Origin of the sequence: Flavobacterium flavigenum, from assembly GCF_027111255.2 — a bacterium.
Lineage (GTDB): Bacteria > Bacteroidota > Bacteroidia > Flavobacteriales > Flavobacteriaceae > Flavobacterium > Flavobacterium flavigenum.
In genome coordinates, this window is sequence record NZ_CP114285.2 from 1,705,795 (window position 1) to 1,722,453 (window position 16,659).

General features: G+C 35.4%; 12 protein-coding genes. 5 read left to right on the top strand and 7 right to left on the bottom strand.

Annotated features, from left to right (window positions below; genetic code table 11):
- The first annotated feature begins 52 nt into the window (after positions 1-52).
- Positions 53-2,032, top strand: coding sequence for a retaining alpha-galactosidase (locus tag OZP09_RS06545; RefSeq protein WP_281310485.1), 1,980 nt, complete (start codon positions 53-55; stop codon positions 2,030-2,032).
- Between the two features lie 81 nt (positions 2,033-2,113).
- On the opposite strand, the gene OZP09_RS06550 is transcribed toward OZP09_RS06545, so the two are convergent.
- The 4 genes from OZP09_RS06550 to OZP09_RS06565 form a co-directional block, all read right to left on the bottom strand.
- Positions 2,114-3,070 carry an aldo/keto reductase gene (locus OZP09_RS06550; protein WP_269237096.1) on the bottom strand — a complete coding sequence of 319 codons (957 nt, stop codon included), beginning with the start codon at positions 3,068-3,070 and terminating at the stop codon, positions 2,114-2,116.
- A 243-nt stretch (positions 3,071-3,313) separates the two neighbouring features.
- Positions 3,314-5,611, bottom strand: a complete 2,298-nt coding sequence (gene bglX / locus OZP09_RS06555) for a beta-glucosidase BglX (protein WP_281310486.1) — start codon at positions 5,609-5,611, stop codon at positions 3,314-3,316.
- A gap of 288 nt (positions 5,612-5,899) precedes the next feature.
- Positions 5,900-7,276, bottom strand: a complete 1,377-nt coding sequence (locus OZP09_RS06560) for a sialate O-acetylesterase (RefSeq protein ID WP_269237097.1) — start codon at positions 7,274-7,276, stop codon at positions 5,900-5,902.
- Positions 7,266-8,360 (bottom strand): SGNH/GDSL hydrolase family protein, encoded by a 1,095-nt coding sequence (locus OZP09_RS06565; RefSeq protein WP_269237098.1) that lies wholly within the window; start codon positions 8,358-8,360, stop codon positions 7,266-7,268. Before OZP09_RS06565 ends, OZP09_RS06560 begins: the two co-directional genes overlap by 11 nt.
- Positions 8,361-8,540: 180 nt before the next feature.
- Here OZP09_RS06565 and OZP09_RS06570 point away from each other — a divergent pair, with 180 nt between their 5' ends.
- Positions 8,541-9,059 (top strand): C40 family peptidase, encoded by a 519-nt coding sequence (locus OZP09_RS06570; RefSeq protein WP_269237099.1) that lies wholly within the window; start codon positions 8,541-8,543, stop codon positions 9,057-9,059.
- A gap of 287 nt (positions 9,060-9,346) precedes the next feature.
- Here OZP09_RS06570 and OZP09_RS06575 read toward each other — a convergent pair whose 3' ends face one another.
- Both OZP09_RS06575 and OZP09_RS06580 read right to left on the bottom strand, forming a co-directional pair.
- A complete protein-coding gene (locus OZP09_RS06575) occupies positions 9,347-10,924 on the bottom strand; it encodes a L,D-transpeptidase family protein (RefSeq protein ID WP_281310487.1) in 1,578 nt (525 codons plus the stop codon).
- 132 nt (positions 10,925-11,056) lie between these two features.
- Positions 11,057-11,470 carry a DUF1573 domain-containing protein gene (locus OZP09_RS06580; protein ID WP_269237102.1) on the bottom strand — a complete coding sequence of 138 codons (414 nt, stop codon included), beginning with the start codon at positions 11,468-11,470 and terminating at the stop codon, positions 11,057-11,059.
- Positions 11,471-11,634: 164 nt separating this feature from the next.
- On the opposite strand from OZP09_RS06580, the gene OZP09_RS06585 reads away from it, so the two are divergent.
- From OZP09_RS06585 to OZP09_RS06595, 3 genes are read left to right on the top strand one after another with little or no spacing between them, the layout of a single operon-like run.
- Complete coding sequence (locus OZP09_RS06585; protein WP_269237103.1) at positions 11,635-12,891, top strand: sensor histidine kinase; 1,257 nt, start codon at positions 11,635-11,637, stop codon at positions 12,889-12,891.
- A 2-nt stretch (positions 12,892-12,893) separates the two neighbouring features.
- Entirely contained in the window at positions 12,894-13,577 is a 684-nt protein-coding gene (locus OZP09_RS06590; protein WP_281310488.1) for a response regulator transcription factor, read from the top strand.
- A 54-nt stretch (positions 13,578-13,631) separates the two neighbouring features.
- Positions 13,632-14,396 carry an MBL fold metallo-hydrolase gene (locus OZP09_RS06595; protein WP_281310489.1) on the top strand — a complete coding sequence of 255 codons (765 nt, stop codon included), beginning with the start codon at positions 13,632-13,634 and terminating at the stop codon, positions 14,394-14,396.
- On the opposite strand, the gene OZP09_RS06600 is transcribed toward OZP09_RS06595, so the two are convergent.
- Complete coding sequence (locus OZP09_RS06600; RefSeq protein ID WP_281310490.1) at positions 14,397-16,631, bottom strand: B12-binding domain-containing radical SAM protein; 2,235 nt, start codon at positions 16,629-16,631, stop codon at positions 14,397-14,399. It lies immediately after the preceding gene.
- Positions 16,632-16,659: the final 28 nt, after the last annotated feature.

The following is a 16,659-nucleotide window of genomic DNA, read 5'->3' on the forward strand; positions in this document are numbered from 1 at the left end:
AGATTCACAAAATCATTTAAATGAACTTACATAACTTATATGGTTTAAAAACATGAAAAAAATATTTCTTGCCTCATTCATTTTAATTTTCAATGCTTCTTTTTCTCAAAAGGTTCAGGACTTTACTTTAGCTTCTCCAAGCGGAAAAATTAAAGTCAATATATTAATTAATGAAAAGATAACCTGGTCAGTTTTGCACGAAAAAGATTTAATTCTGGCTCCATCATCGGTTTCAATGACGCTGGATCAGAATGAAGTTTTAGGTAAAAATGCTACGCTTTTGAATTCAAAAAGGGAAAAATTAAACCAGACTTTTGAATCTCCTTTTTACAAAAAGAGTGCTGTTAAAAACCAATACAATCTTTTAGTTTTAAATTTCAAAAGTGATTTCAGTATTGAATATCGTGCTTTTGATGATGGCGTCGCTTACAGATTCATTACTAAAAAGAAAAAAGACATTACGGTAAAAGCAGAAGAAGTTACTTTGAATTTTGATCAGGATTATGGAACCTTAATGCCTAATGTCCGTGATCTAAGAAATCCGAAAGACCCTTATATCTCTTCGTTTGAAGCACAATACGAAAATAAAAAAATAAGTGAATTTGCAAAAGATACACTTGCCTTTTTACCTTTTTTAATTGATTATAAAAATCATAAAAAAGCAGTTTTTCTGGAGGCTGGTCTGGAAGATTACCCGGGATTATTCGTTACCAATACTAAATCGAAATCAGGTTTTGAAAGTCGGTTTTCTAATTATCCATTAGAGGAAACAAACGGCGGTTTTAACAACATCAATCGCCTGATTACTAAAAGGTCTGATTATTTAGTAAAGACAAAAGGAACACGCAATTTTCCGTGGAGAATTTTAGTTATTTCTGAAAATGATGCTGAATTAGCTAATAATGATATGGTTCAGAAATTATCTGAACCAACAAAAATTAAAGATCTTTCGTGGATCAAACCCGGAAAAGTGGCTTGGGACTGGTGGAATGACTGGAACATTTACAACATCGATTTTAAAGCCGGAATCAACACACAGACGTATCAATATTACATTGATTTTGCTTCTAAAAACAATGTTGAATATGTGGTTCTTGATGAAGGTTGGAGTCTGGAAGACGATATTATGAAACACAATCCGAATGTTAATCTGGAAGCTTTGATTGCGTACGGAAAAGAACGCAATGTTGGAATTATTTTGTGGAGTTCGTGGATGGCTTTGACCAAAAACACAGACGGAATTTTAAAAAATTATGCCGATTTAGGAATCAAAGGTTTCAAAGTTGATTTCTTAGATCGTGACGATGCCAAAATGATAAATTCAGTTTATGATATTGCGCAAAAAGCTGCAGATCATAAATTGCTTTTGGATTTTCACGGTATGTATAAACCAACCGGAATTCAGAGAACTTTCCCTAACATTTTAAATTTTGAAGGTGTAAAAGGACTGGAGAACAATAAATGGACGCCAAACGATGATGTTCCATTGTACGATTGCTCGATTCCGTTTATCAGAATGATGGCAGGACCAATGGACTATACGCCTGGTGCCATGCGAAATGCAACCAAAAGCGAGTTTAAACCCAGTCACTCAAATCCGGTGAGTCAGGGAACAAGATGTCATCAACTGGCACTTTACACTATTTTTGAAGCACCATTGCAAATGATGGCTGATAGTCCGACTGCTTATATGAAGGAACAGGAAAGCACTGATTTCATTGCTAAGATCCCAACCACATTTGATGAAACACTTGCTCTTGATGGAGAAGTTGGGAAATTTGTTTCGATTGCAAGAAAAAAATCTAATACTTGGTATCTAGGAACCATTACCAATTGGGATTCCAGAGATATTACAATTGATTTTTCTTTCCTTGAAAAAGGCAAAAAATTTGAAGCTGAAATTTTCTCGGATGGATTGAATGCTGATAAAGATGCTAATGATTACAAAAGAGAAGTTGTAACAGTTGATTCAACAACAAAATTAAAATACAGAATGTCAAGCGGTGGCGGATTGGCGATGATTATAAAATAAAAAATGGAGAACAAATTCTTCTCCAAATTTTTTATTTTTTAAGTATAAAACCTAACAGGTTTTGAAAACCTGTTAGGTTTACTATGATAAAATCTTCTCAATCGCATTCAACTCATCAGGAGTGAAATCCAAATTCTGCAAACAATCAATATTGTTATTTAATTGTCTTACTGAACTCGCACCAATCAATACCGAAGTAATTCTTTTGTCTTTTTGCAGCCAGGCCAATGCCATTTGTGCTAAAGACTGATTGCGGTTTTGAGCAATTTCATTCAATTGAATCAATTTCTGAATTCTTTCCGGCGTAACTTCCTCTTCTTTTAAATGTCCGTTTGGATTGTGAGCTCTTGAATTTTCAGGAATTCCGTTTAGATATTTATCTGTCAAAAGGCCTTGTGCCAAAGGCGAAAAGGCAATACAGCCAACTCCTTTTTCTTCTAAAACATCCAGTAAACCTTCTTCAACCCAGCGTACCAGCATGGAGTATTTAGCCTGATGAATCAAACATGGTGTTCCTAATTGTTTCAAAACATCAACAGCCACTCGGGTCTGCTCTGCAGAATAATTACTGATTCCAACATATAATGCTTTGCCGCTTCGAACAGCGTAATCAAGTGCCATCATCGTTTCTTCAATTGGAGTTTCAGGATCCGGACGGTGTGAGTAAAAAATATCTACATAATCAATCTTCATTCTCTTCAAACTTTGATCTAAACTGGATAAAAGATATTTACGGGAACCCCAGTCACCATAAGGTCCATCCCACATCGTGTAACCTGCTTTTGTAGAAATAATGATTTCATCACGCAAATTTCCCTGAAAATTATGCCAAAGTATTTTACCAAAATTGGTTTCTGCCGAACCTGGAACCGGACCATAGTTGTTAGCCAAATCAAAATGCGTAATTCCTTTATCAAATGCTTCTACAGCAATACTTTCAGCATTTTCAAAATTATCTACGGATCCGAAATTATGCCATAATCCTAAAGAAATTTCAGGTAATAGCAATCCGCTTTTTCCACATCTGTTGTATCTCATTAATTAAAGTTTAATAGTTTAGTTTTAGGTTTTAAAGATAAAAAAAACTCTCACAGATTTTGCAGATTTAGGAGATAATAAATCTTCCTGATCTGCAAAATCTGCGAGAGAAAATGCTCTTTTTATTTAAGCAATAAAGCCTTTTTTTTCGATCATTCTACCATCCAGCTAAAACTAGGACGCTATTCAATTATACAATTAAACTTTTCGCCTCTGCGTCTTTGCGAGATTAAAACTTTAAGTTTATTCCTTTATCTCAAAACCACTTTCCAAACCTTTATCAGAGCTTCCACCAACTTTAAGTTTAAATGTCCCCGGTTCAACCAAATAATTTCCGTTGTTATCATAAAAACCAAGTTCCTTATCTGTCAAAGTAAAAGTTACCGTTTTAGTTTCTCCTTTTTTCAAATTCACTAATTCAAAACCTTTTAATTCTTCTACTGGTCTGGCAATACTAGCAAAATCATCGTGAATATACAATTGAACCACTTCTTTTCCGTCATAATTTCCTGTGTTCGTAACCTCAACACTGACCTGAACAGCTTCTCCTTTAGTAAAATTTGATTTATTTACTTTCAGATTTTTGTAATCGAAAGTGGTATAACTCAATCCGAAGCCGAAAGGAAACTGAGGTGTTTTTTCCACATCTGAAAAGTGTGACCAAAACACGTTTTTATCAGCATTTACAGGTCTTCCTGTACTGTAATTATTGTAGTAAATTGGTACCTGCCCTACATTTCTCGGGAAAGAAATTGGCAGTTTCCCGCTTGGATTATAATCTCCGTATAAAACCTGCGCTACTGCATTGCCTGTTTGAGTTCCTAAATGCCATGCTTCTACAATTGCCGGAACATGTTCTGCTGCCCACGGAATAGTTAACGGACGACCATTGTTTAAAACCAAAACGATATTTGAATTCACTTTATAAATTTCTTCCAGTAATTGCTGTTGCAATCCCGGCAAATCGAGATTGGTTCTACTGCGTCCTTCCCCGCTCTGGAAACCGTGTTCTCCTAAAACCATCACCACAACATCTGCATTTTTAGCTGCTGTTTTTGCTGCTTCGAATCCGCTTTTGTCTGTTGTGTTAAAAACGACCTCATCCAAAAAAGTCGCTTTCCCAACAATCAAATCAGCTCCTTTTTCAAAAACCAGCTGATTGTCTTTGTATTGCTGCATTCCTTCCAAAACAGAAACGGCAGTATTATCATCAGCAGCAATTCTCCAGCTTCCCAACGGACTGTTTTTATCATTTGCTAAAGCTCCGATCAAAGCAATTTTTTCCCCGGATTTCTTTAGCGGAAGCAGATTTTTATCATTCTTTAATAAAACAATTGACTTCTTCGCCATATCCAGAACACCATCATTATTGGCTTTATTTCCGATAGTTGCTTTTTCACGTTTTTCATCACAGTATTTGTAAGGATCATCAAATAATCCCAACTCAAATTTCACACGCAAAATTCTTCTCACAGCATCATCAACTAAAGCTTCCTTAACTTTTCCTTCTTTCACTAACTTGGCTAATTCGGCAACATATAAATGTGATTCCATATCCATATCAGAACCTGCTGTAACCGCTTTTAATGTTGCATCTTCGCCATCTTTCGCGTATCCATGTGGAATCATTTCACGAACCGAAGCCCAATCTGAAACCACAAAACCATCAAATTTCCATTTGCCTTTCAGAATATCTCTTTGCAGAAAAACATTTCCGGTTGCCGGAATTCCGTTTACCAGATTAAACGAGTTCATAAAGGTTCTCACACCGGCTTTTGTTGCTGCTTCAAAAGGTGGCAAAACGGTATTGAATAATTTTGAATTACTAATATCAACCAAATTATAATCTCGTCCCGATTCTACATATCCATAAGCAGCAAAGTGTTTCGCACAAGCTGCAATGGTATTGATTTTTCCCAGATCTTCTTTCGAATTCCCCTGAAAACCTGTTACTCTCGCCACCGCAATTTTACTTCCGAGGTACGGATCTTCTCCCGCGCCTTCCATCACACGTCCCCATCTCGCATCGTTTGAAATATCTACATTTGGTCCAAAAGTCCAGTTAATTCCGGATGCCGAAGCTTCGTCTGCCGCAATCGCTGCCGATTTTTTTATAGCTTCCAAATCCCAGCTTGCCGCTTCTGCCAACGGAATCGGACTCAACGTTTTGTAACCATGAATCACATCAAAACCAATAATCAGCGGAATCCCCAAACGGGTTTCTTCGACAGCAATTTTCTGAACTGCCCGAACTTCTTTCACTCCGCGAACGGTTAACATACTTCCCACCCATCCTTTTCTCAGATGTTCGTATTTCAACTCGGCATTTCCGCCTTTTGGAGCCGGACCGGTCACGTCCCAAAAACCGTTATACTGATTCATCTGACCTACTTTTTCTTCGAGAGTCATCAATGGCAAAAGCAAATCAATGCGTTGTTCAGTTGTTTTATTTTTATCCAGATACGGTTTCTTCTGTGCGTTCATATTTCCAGCAGTAAACAGGGTAAAAACCCCAATAATTAGTATTTTTTTATTTTTCATAGTGGTTTAGATAGTATCATATTTTGGGCGTGTCCCTCCGGGTCGGGCTATCCGTTTCAAGTCCTCGCACTTCCTTCGTCAGGCTGTAGGCTTTCCTCTTCTATCCCTCACGCGATTTACGGTAAACGAGAAGTTTCTATCTTTTTAAGGATTCCCATTTATCCACAAACTTGTCATTTCGACGGAGGAGAAATCACACTTGAAATTCCTCAATCAAAATCGCCAAGCTTTGTCGAGCTTCTTGTGTGATTTCTCCTCCGTCGAAATGACAAAAAAGTGTACAACCTTTTACTCCGAAATAAAACAAGAAGCCGGTAAATTCACTTTATTAAACAAATCAGACTGAATCGTATTTCCCCACGCAAATCTCACTTTTACAGGATTTGGTACTTTTTTACTCGTTACAATTACCTGATTGTTTTTTATCGAAGCTTCAGCAGGATAAAAAGTGCCGTCTGTTCCCGCAACTTCAAATTGTTTTGAGATTTTATCTTTAAAATATAATCCTTCAGCAAAATCAAAAGAGACAATAACCTTATTTTTATCAATTTTGATTTCCTTAAAAAGCGGTCCGTTAACCAAATTAGAATTGGTTTTATACGTATTTGCCAGAGCTAAATTTGCCAGACGAATTCCAACCGATTTTTTATCCTTTGGATGAATATCAATAGTATCTGAAACGTCGCTAATTACAACCATTCCGGTGTTGTTTACCTCTTTAAGTAATTTTCTTTGGGAATCTCTTACAATAACATTGGAGAAATTGTTACTGCCGTTTTTAAAAGGGGCAATCTGTACAAAATAAAACGGAAAATCATCCTGCCAGGCTTTTCGCCACGAAGTAATTAAAGCTCCTAAAGTTTTATCATAAACCAATGATCCAACATTTGACTCACCCTGATACCAAAGTGTTCCGGCAATTTTAAAACCTACAAAAGGAGAAATCATCGCATTGTAAGCGCGTCCGGGTTGTCTTGGACCGTATTCCTGTTCGTTCAGTTTTTTGGCATTTTCCAATAAAACAGGATCGTTTTGTACCACTTCTTCGGGCATCCAGATTTCAGCGGGAGTTCCACCCCAGTTAGATGAAATCAATCCGATAGGCACATTTTTTAAATCTTCACGTAAACGCTTGGCAAAAAAATAGCCAACCGCACTAAAATATTTCATGGTTTCCGGAGTCGATTCTGTCCAATTTCCCAGTAAGTTATTTTGAGGCGTCGTCGCGGTTAATTTTGGAACCGTAAAAAAACGAATATTAGGATTCATTGCATTTTTTGCTTCTTCTTCTCCATTATCAATTCCCCAGCTTACCGACATTTCCATGTTGGATTGTCCGGAGCAAACCCATACTTCACCAATCAAAATATTTTTCAGAATTACTTCATTATATCCTTTTATGGAAATCGTATAAGGACCACCGGCTTCAGGCGTTTTGATTTTGAGTTCCCATTGCGCCTGATTGTTTGCCGTAACTTTATATTCCTGATTGTTCCAGCTGGAAACTAATTTGATTTCCTCCTTTGGATTTGCCCAGCCCCAAATTTTCACTTCGGAGTTGCGCTGCAATACCATATTATCGCCAAAAATATTCGGAAGGGAAACGTTTGCCATCATTGTGCCGGAAATCAAAAAGAAAACAAACTTAAAAATATTATTTCTCATTTAGCAGCTTTTTTAAAAATGGTCCATATTCAGCAGCCATAATTTTGTGTTCTTCAATATTAGGATGACCTGAGCAACCGCTTGGTGTCATCGGTTTAAATTTGAAAATCAAAATTGGTTTGTGTGTTTTATCTGCATCAAATTCGGATTTTATTTTATTCAGGCAATTTTCAAAAACTACTGCTTTTTCTCCATTTACCATTGGACTATTTGTCAAAACCAATTGCGCATTCGGATTATTTTTATAAAGCATTTTTATAAAATTGACATAATTCGAAACATACTTTTCAGGATCAAAAGGCAGGCGCTCTTTTTTACCATCGCCATTCGAAAAATCATTGGTTCCTAAGGCAATACTGATAATTTCAGGCTGAAAAGCAAAATCATATTTAGGTTTGGAACTGTCTTTTGTCAGATATAAATTTTCATAAACTGCCGGCATAATCGGAACTTCAGGCCTCTCGTCATTCCAGTTACGATAAATTCCGATTCCGGAAACGGAACTCAATAAATAATCGGCATCAATAGTTCTGGACAAGATGGGTCCGTAGGCATAAAATCCATTGTGGTGGTCAAAATATTCGCCCTGATCACACGGAATTGTGGTTGGATCATTTGCTGCTCCACTGGTGATTGAATCTCCAATAAACTCTATTTTCTTTTTCTTTACAGCAGTTATAGTCATTAATTTGGCTGTAGTTCCGGCAAATAACACATTGCCCATTGTGGCTTCCGTTCCTTTATAAATAGTTAGAGTATGCACTTTTTGTTTAGAAGAAACCTTTATTTCAAAAGACTGAACTGGTCCTTTTTCAACTCTCACTTTTCCCATATACTGCCCATCAAGTTCTAACACCACATAATTATGATGTTCCCACGAATCAATACTTTGGAGTAAAACAGCACATTTTTCCCCTGAAAAATTAAACGATACCGAAGCTGCAGTTCCAATTAAAACAGCTTTATTATCCTCCAGTACATCTACCCTTCCGGCATATAAAAAGGTTTTTACTTTAGTTTGCGAAATCGACATTACGGAAATCAGCAAAAACAAAATTAAATGAGGTATTTTTTTGATAAACATAATTTATTCGTTAAAATATAAATACATTTCACAAATATATCCGAATTACATTTTACAGAAAGATACTAAAATGTCAAAAAGCAATAAAAAAACACCAAAAACGTTTATTAAACCAACCTCTTTTTGCTATTCTAAACAAACGCTTTACCTTTATAAACTAATATTTATCCGCCCGCTCACATGAAAACTACTATTCCCGCCGTGTTGTTTCTTTTGCTTACTATTTTATTTTCTTCTTTTACTTTAAAAAAAGACAACAAAACACAATCTGATTCAGTTAAAAAAATCCAGACTGAAATTGAACGGGATTCTGTCATTTCCTATGCAAAACAATATTTAGGAACACGATATTTGTATGCAAGCAGCAATCCAGACAAAGGATTTGACTGTTCGGGTTTTGTATCTTACGTTTTCAAAAATTTTGGTTTGACCTTACCAAGAAGTTCTGGTGGTTATAAAAATGTGGGCAAGACCTTAAAACCTGATGAATTTAAAGTTGGGGATGTATTAGTATTTTATGGTTATAAGGACAAAAGGGTAATAGGTCACGTTGGCATCATCTGTGAAGCCAATGGAATGCAATCGAAATTTATTCACGCTTCATCCGGAAAAGCACAAAAAGTTACCATCACCGGACTTGATGAAGAACACTATACCAAACGATTTTATAAATGCGTTGATGTTTTGTCTCTTGAATAAAAAACTGGCTCTTCGTCTAAATTAGTGGGGTTCCGTAATAAAGAGGTTGTCATTTCGACGAAGGAGAAATCACACTCATATATCGACAAAGATTGAAGAAATAGTTTACGGAGTTTCTTGTGTGATTTCTCCCTCCGGTCGAAATGACAAAACAACTAAATAATTAATGAGAATCATTTATTCAATTCGACTAATTTAGACGAAGAACCAAAAAAAAATAGTTTTTGAATAAGGTTATTAATTGTGGTATTTACTCAAAAGCACCGCAAATTGGAATTTCTAAAATTTTATTCTTCAGTCAATAATTTAATCAGGCTTTCGTCTTTTTGGTAAATATCCTTATAGAAATTCAGCTGCCCTTCGCGATCTACCCAAGCTGTAAAATAACCAATATAAACCGGAACTTTTTTCTTCAGTGTATACCAGCTTTCTTTTCCGGCATGCATGGCTTTATCAATTCTCTCCGGAGTCCATTTCGGGTCATCTTTCAATAATTCAATAGCCAGTTCACGTGGTTTTGCTACACGCACACAGCCGTGACTAAAAGCCCTGCTTTCCCTTTCGAACAAACTTTTTGAAGGCGTATCATGCAGATAGATATTACTTGAATTCGGAAATAAAAACTTAACCAGTCCTAATGAGTTATTTTTCCCCGGAAGCTGCCTTACAGCTCCATTATTCCATTCCAGATTTTTCTTTAGCAGATAGTCTTTGTCTTTCGCCATTCCAGGTTTGATTTCACTTTTAATTATACTTGGCGGAACATTCCAGTACGGACTAAAAACAATATTATTCATCATTCCACTGAAAATAACTGTTTTGGTCATTGTCCTTCCCACCACAACAGGCGATACAAATGCAATTTTACCATCTTCGATTATATACAGTCTAAATTCGGGAATATTGACTTCGATATATTTTTTGCCTTTTTCCAGTTCCGGATCAATCCATCGGCAGCGTTCCATATTGGCAATTATGGTTTTAATTCTGTCTGAAACCGGAATATTAAAATCATTAATGTGTTCTAATAAAATAGTGTTTTTTGGCACATAGCCATGACGTAATTCGTAATTTTTAACGGCTTTCATCAAAACCGAATCACAAACAGCACTTTTGTTATCTTCTTTAATATCTCCGGTTACAAAAAGCCTTTCTCTGATTTGACCAATTATTGCCGAAGAATCTCCTAATTTCAAACCTTTATAATCTTCTCCAACTTCAATTGTTTTCCAGCCTCCCTTTTTTTCAATATCCCTGTATTGGTGAAGTGCATCACGAAGCTTATAGTACTGACTGAACATTTTGCTTTTCTTATCATCACTAATAGTTGATTTTTTAAAAAGAGAATCGGTTAAAACCTGATAATTAAGTTTCTTTCTAGGAAGCAGCCATTCTAATGAAATAGATGTTTTTTCGTCAAAACCTCTGTATACTTTTTCTGCATAATAGAAATACAAATTGGTAATCATCAAATCGGTATTGATTTTAGAAAGCTTGTTAACCGAATTGTTCTCAAAAACCGAATTGATTTCCTTGTACGGAAAATTAGCTTTCAAACCTTCATTTTCTAAACCTTTATATTTATCATACAACGTATTTCCAAACTCAACAACTCCTTTATTATCAAGCCATAATTGGGTAGATTGTTTTTTACTGTATAAAGCAGCAACCTCTTCCTGAAAATTTTTCAATTTGGGATAAGTTTCATAAAATCCGGCAATCGCCAAACTGTCTATGGTAAGTTTTAATTCCGGAATAACAACTTCTGCTTCTTTTGAATTTTCTTCTTTTTTATCTCCTTTTGAATTACAGGAAACAACAATAAAAAGAAGGATAATAGCAGCAAAGCGGAACCAAATTTTCATAATAAATTTTTGAATAAAATTAGAAAAGTTTCCGTAAAAACAAATTCATTTCAAAATAATATTTTGGCATAAAAAAAACTCCCGACACATCACATGTCGAGAGTTTTCCACCTTTATATAATCAACTTTATTTTAGATAACTGTCCCTTTCAGAGTCAGGATTTTAGGCGTTTTTTCGGCATTTGTAGTAACGGTAACCGTTTTTGTAAAAGCCCCTTTGTTTGCCGCATTATAAGTTGCTGTAACTTTTGCAGATTTCCCAGGAAGGATTGGTTCTTTCGTATAATCTGTAGCAGTACAACCGCATGACCCCTGAACATTAGTAATTACGACAGCTGTTTTTCCAGTATTTTTAAATTCGTAAACAATCGCTTTTGGCGTTCCTTGTGGAATTTGCCCTACATCAATTGTTTCTGCTTTCCACACAATTGTAGAAGCATCAAATTTAGTTTCTACTTTTGAAGCGATTACTTTTATAGGTGTAATTGCTGAAAAAGACATTAATCCTAAGGCCAAAACCAGCATTGAAATTTTGATACTTTTCATGATTATTAAATTTTAAAATGGTTTATAGTTAAATTTATATTTCAAAAGTACTTTACATAAAATCAATTCGCTGTTAACCGGTTTCAAATGTTTGTTAATGACTTGTTAAGCGTGATTTTTAATTCTAAATTTGATTAATATTACACTCTCAAAAAAAGATTTTCTTGAAAATTAACAGACTTAACAGCATTATCATACTGGGGTTAATAGCCATAATTGGTATATTGATTGCACAATTGCTTTGGACAAAAGAGGCTTTTACATTAGAACAGAAAAAACTAAGTCAAAAAACTCATATTGCACTTCTCGAAGTAGTCAAAAAACTTCACGAAGGGACCAATCATGAATTGCCTGCACAAAATCCGGTACAAAAAATTGCAAATGATTATTATATCGTAAACATCGACAACGATTTTGAACCTGATATTCTGGAATTTTATTTGAAAACCGAATTCAAAAAAATGAATATCACCACTGATTTTGAATATGCTATGTATAATTGCCAAAGCGACGAAATGGTTTATGGTAATTACATTTCATTATCTGATAAAGGAAGAGCTAAACAGTCGGTTTATTTTCCTAAACACAAAAATCTGGTCTATTATTTTGCTGTACGTTTTCCGCATGAAACGACTTATCTGTTTAGTTCCATGCGTTTTTGGTTTGTATTATCTATCGTTTTGATTTTCATTTTACTGATTTACGTCTATTCGATTTTGACTCTTCTGCAGCAAAAAAAATATTCAGAACTGCAGCGTGATTTCATCAATAATATGACGCATGAATTTAAAACGCCTCTGTCTTCAATTTTAATTGCATCAAAATATTTAATCGGACAAGATAAAATCAAGGAAGACAAAAAACTGCACACTTATACCGATATCATCATTAACCAGAGCAACAAGCTAAACAGTCATATTGAACAGATTTTAAACATAGCCAAATCTGATTATACGCCGCTCGAATTAAAGAAAGAATCCTTATTAATCATACTTGTTATTGAAGAAGTAATTGAAAATATTCGTTTAAAATATCCGGAAGTTTCCATTAAAATTAAAACAGATTCGAGCCATTACGAACTCGAAACTGACACATTTCATTTTACGAATCTCGTTTATAATTTGCTGGATAATGCTGTAAAGTACTGCAATGAAAAGCCTGAAATTACAGTTGGGATTTTTACAGAAAATAAGTTCTTAAAACTGTCCTTTGAAGATAACGGAATCGGAATTGCTTCTAAAAATATTTCATTTATATTTGATAAATTTTACAGAATACAGAATGAAAAAAGCAATGAGGTTAACGGTTTTGGATTGGGTTTGTATTATGTAAAAAAGATTTGCGACCTTCAAAACTGGAAAATTTCAGCAACACAAAACAGCACAAAAGGTACCACCATAACTTTGTCAATCCCAATATAAAAATGAGCAGCTTTAAAATTCTTTATACCGAAGATGATGAAACATTAGCTTTTTTGACCAAAGACAATCTGGAGCAAAATGACTATGATGTAACACATTGTCCTGATGGAAAATCAGGTTTGGAAAGTTTTAAAAACGACGATTTTGATATTTGTATTTTTGATATCATGATGCCAAAAATGGATGGTTTTGAATTGGCAACAGAAATTAGAAAACTCAATACTGATATCCCAATTATTTTTCTCTCTGCTAAAACTTTAAAAGAAGACCGAATTAAAGGTTTGCGTCTGGGTGCAGATGATTATCTTGTGAAACCTTTTAGCATTGAGGAATTGATCCTGAAAATTGAAGTTTTTCTAAAACGTTCACAGAAAAAAAGCAAACACGGAAAAGCAATTTATGAAATAGGAAAATACCAATTTGACACCAAAAATTTTATTCTTTTTAATGACGAAGAAAAGATTGGCCTTACACAACGCGAAGCCGAATTATTGAAATTGTTTCTGGATAATAAAAATTCTGTCTTAAAAAGAGAGCAGATTTTAACAGCACTCTGGGGAACCGACGATTATTTTATGGGACGGAGCCTGGACGTTTTTATTTCGCGCCTTCGAAAAATTCTCGCAAATGAAAAAGGTATTTCTATCGAAAACTTACATGGAATCGGGTTTCGGTTTGTAATGTAATTTACAGATTTTGATTATAAAAAATTTCGTATTTTTAATAGTAAACTTTTAGATATGAAACTGCATCATTTACGAAATGCCACTTTAGTCATTGAAACAGAAAAACATGTCATCTTAATTGATCCTATGTTAGGAAAAAGGAAAACTATAGCTCCTTTTACCCTTTTTCGTTATCCGCCAAAGAGAAACCCGTTGACAGCACTTCCAAAAAACAGCAGGGAAATCCTGAGTAAAGTCACGCATTGCCTCATAACGCATTTACATCCTGATCATCTTGACAAAGCCGGGGAAGTTTTTCTAAAAAGAAAATCCATTCCGGTTATTTGCAGTAGTAAAGACGAAAAAAAGATAATCCAACGAGGTTTAACCGTTTCACAAACGCTCGATTACTGGCAGCCACAAAATTTTCTTGATGGAAAAATAACGGGTATTCCTGCTGTTCATGGCTATGGTTTTATTGCTAAATTGATGGGAAATGTAATGGGCTTTTTTATTGAGTTACTTAACGAAAAAACGGTTTACATCAGTTCAGATACTATTTTCACAAAAGATACAGAAAGGGTTCTTACCGAATTAAAACCAGATATTGCAACTGTTGCCTGCGGAACCACAAGATTAGATTTTGGACAGCCGTTATTAATGAGAATGAATGATATCCTGAAATTTACAGCACTGGCTCCCGGAAAAGTTTTTGCCAATCATCTGGAAGCTTTAAATCATTGCCCGACAACGAGGGAAGAGTTAAAAAAAGCTTTAGCCGAGAATAATCTTTTGTCAAAAACTGCTGTTCCTAATGATGGGGAATGTGTGGAATATTGATTATAAAACCAACAAACCAAACTCACGTAAAGTATTAACGGGTTTTGAATACCAAAACAATTCAAAATCTTCAAGCGAAGTTTCGAAGTTATTTTTCACTTCCTGAAAAGTATAATTTTTAGGATTTGAAACCGTTATTTTTTTCAGGATTTCGACCAGCCATTCTCCTTCTTCTTTGTTTGTCTGAATGGTAAAACTTTCTTTTTTATCATGAAAAGTCAGCGACATCATTTCCCAGGTTCTTCCTTTTTTAGATTTTGTAAAATGTTCTGCAAAAGGCTTCCCTCCTAACCAGACTACTTTTGCATTTGGTTTTGTATTGAAATCGTTTTGTTCTTCTAAAGCATTAAAAATAAAATCAGGATCTATTTTTGTTTTCGGAATTTTAAAGTCAAACCAATCCTGTAGCTCGTAATCAAAACAGATTCCGTGCATAAAATTGAATAGTGATTTCTTTAATCCAAAACTGAATTTATCGTGATTGATTCCTGTAGAATCGGTATAATCAATATCATTATTGGCAAAAGTTCCAATCGTTTCTGTAGCTTTTGTAACGCCAAATTTCTCCGGATACAAACCAACCGGACTGTGAGCTGTCATAGCAAACTGATGCCAAAACCCGGATTGTAAAACGCCTGCTTCAAACAACTGACGGACCATTTCGAGACTATCAACGGTTTCCTGAATCGTCTGTGTTGGGTAACCGTACATCAAATAAGCGTGAACCATGATTCCGGCTTCTGTAAAATTACTGGTCACTTTGGCGACTTGCTCAACCGTAACCCCTTTATCGATTAACTTCAATAATCGGTCTGAGGCAACTTCCAATCCTCCGGAAACTGCGATACAGCCGGAAGCTTTTAGCAACAAACATAAATCGGCAGAGAAGCTTTTTTCAAAACGAATGTTTGTCCACCATGTGACAGCCAATTTTCGTTTTAAAATTTCAAGTGCCAGCGCACGCATCAAGGCAGGCGGTGCAGCTTCATCAACAAAATGGAAACCATTCTGACCGGTTTGCTCCATCAAATCTTCCATTCGGTCGCAAAGCAAATTAGCGGCAACAGGTTCATACACTTTTATATAATCTAACGAAATATCGCAGAAAGTACATTTTCCCCAATAACAGCCATGAGCCATAGTAAGTTTATTCCAACGCCCGTCACTCCACATTCGGTGCATCGGATTCACAATTTCGATAACCGAAATATATTTATCCAAAGGCAGATCAGAATAATCCGGAGTTCCTACATACGCTTGTTTATAATCGTGTTTTAGGGAATTGTTTTTATAGACAACTTCTCCTTTTTCTAATAAAAAAGTTCTTTTGTATGAATTGTAATCCGGGTTTTCTAAATTGAAAATTAATTCTTCAATTGGCACTTCTCCATCATCCAAAGTAATAAAATCGAAAAACTCAAAAACACGTGCGTCAGAAAGCGAACGTAATTCGGTATTTGGGAAACCACCTCCCATTGAAATCTTAATTTCGGGATGATTTTGTTTTACCCATTGCGCGCATCGGAAAGCACTGTATAAATTTCCCGGAAAGGGAACCGAAATTAAAAATAAAGTCGGTTTTACAGTTTCAATTTTAGCTTTCAAAAGTGAAATTAAAATTGAATCGATATAAGTTAAATTCTGCTGTAAAGCTTCATATAATTCATCAAAAGAATTGGCACTACGCCCCAAACGTTCGGCATATCGGCTAAAGCCAAAATTTTCGTCTATACATTCAACAATAAAGTCCGAAATATCTTCAAGAAATAAAGTCGCTAAGTGTTTCGCTTTATCCTGAGTTCCCATGGTTCCGAAAGCCCAGTCGAGTTCTTCCAGCTGTGCAAAACGGGATGCTTCCGGTAGAAAATCTTCCTGGCAAATCTGCAAAGCCAATGTTGGATTTTTTCCCTGTAAAAACTGGATTACCGGATCGATGGTTTTGATGTATTCATCCTGTAAAGCAAAGATTCGCTTGGAATTATCCGAGATTTCATTTCCAACAACTTGAAACCTGAAACCTGACCCGAGGCTGGAAGCCGAATTGGCGGAGCAAACCTGAAACAAATCTAAAAGTCCTTTCTTCGAAAATAGTTCCAAAATCACATCAATACCCAAATCGGCCTGAAACGATTCTATGTTTTTCGTGTTTAGAAAACCTTTTATATAAGCGGTTGCCGGATACGGAGTATTCAGTTGGGTAAAGGGCGGTGTAATTACAAAAAGCTTGGTTTTCAAAAGGAAATATTTTCTGCAAAAATACGGG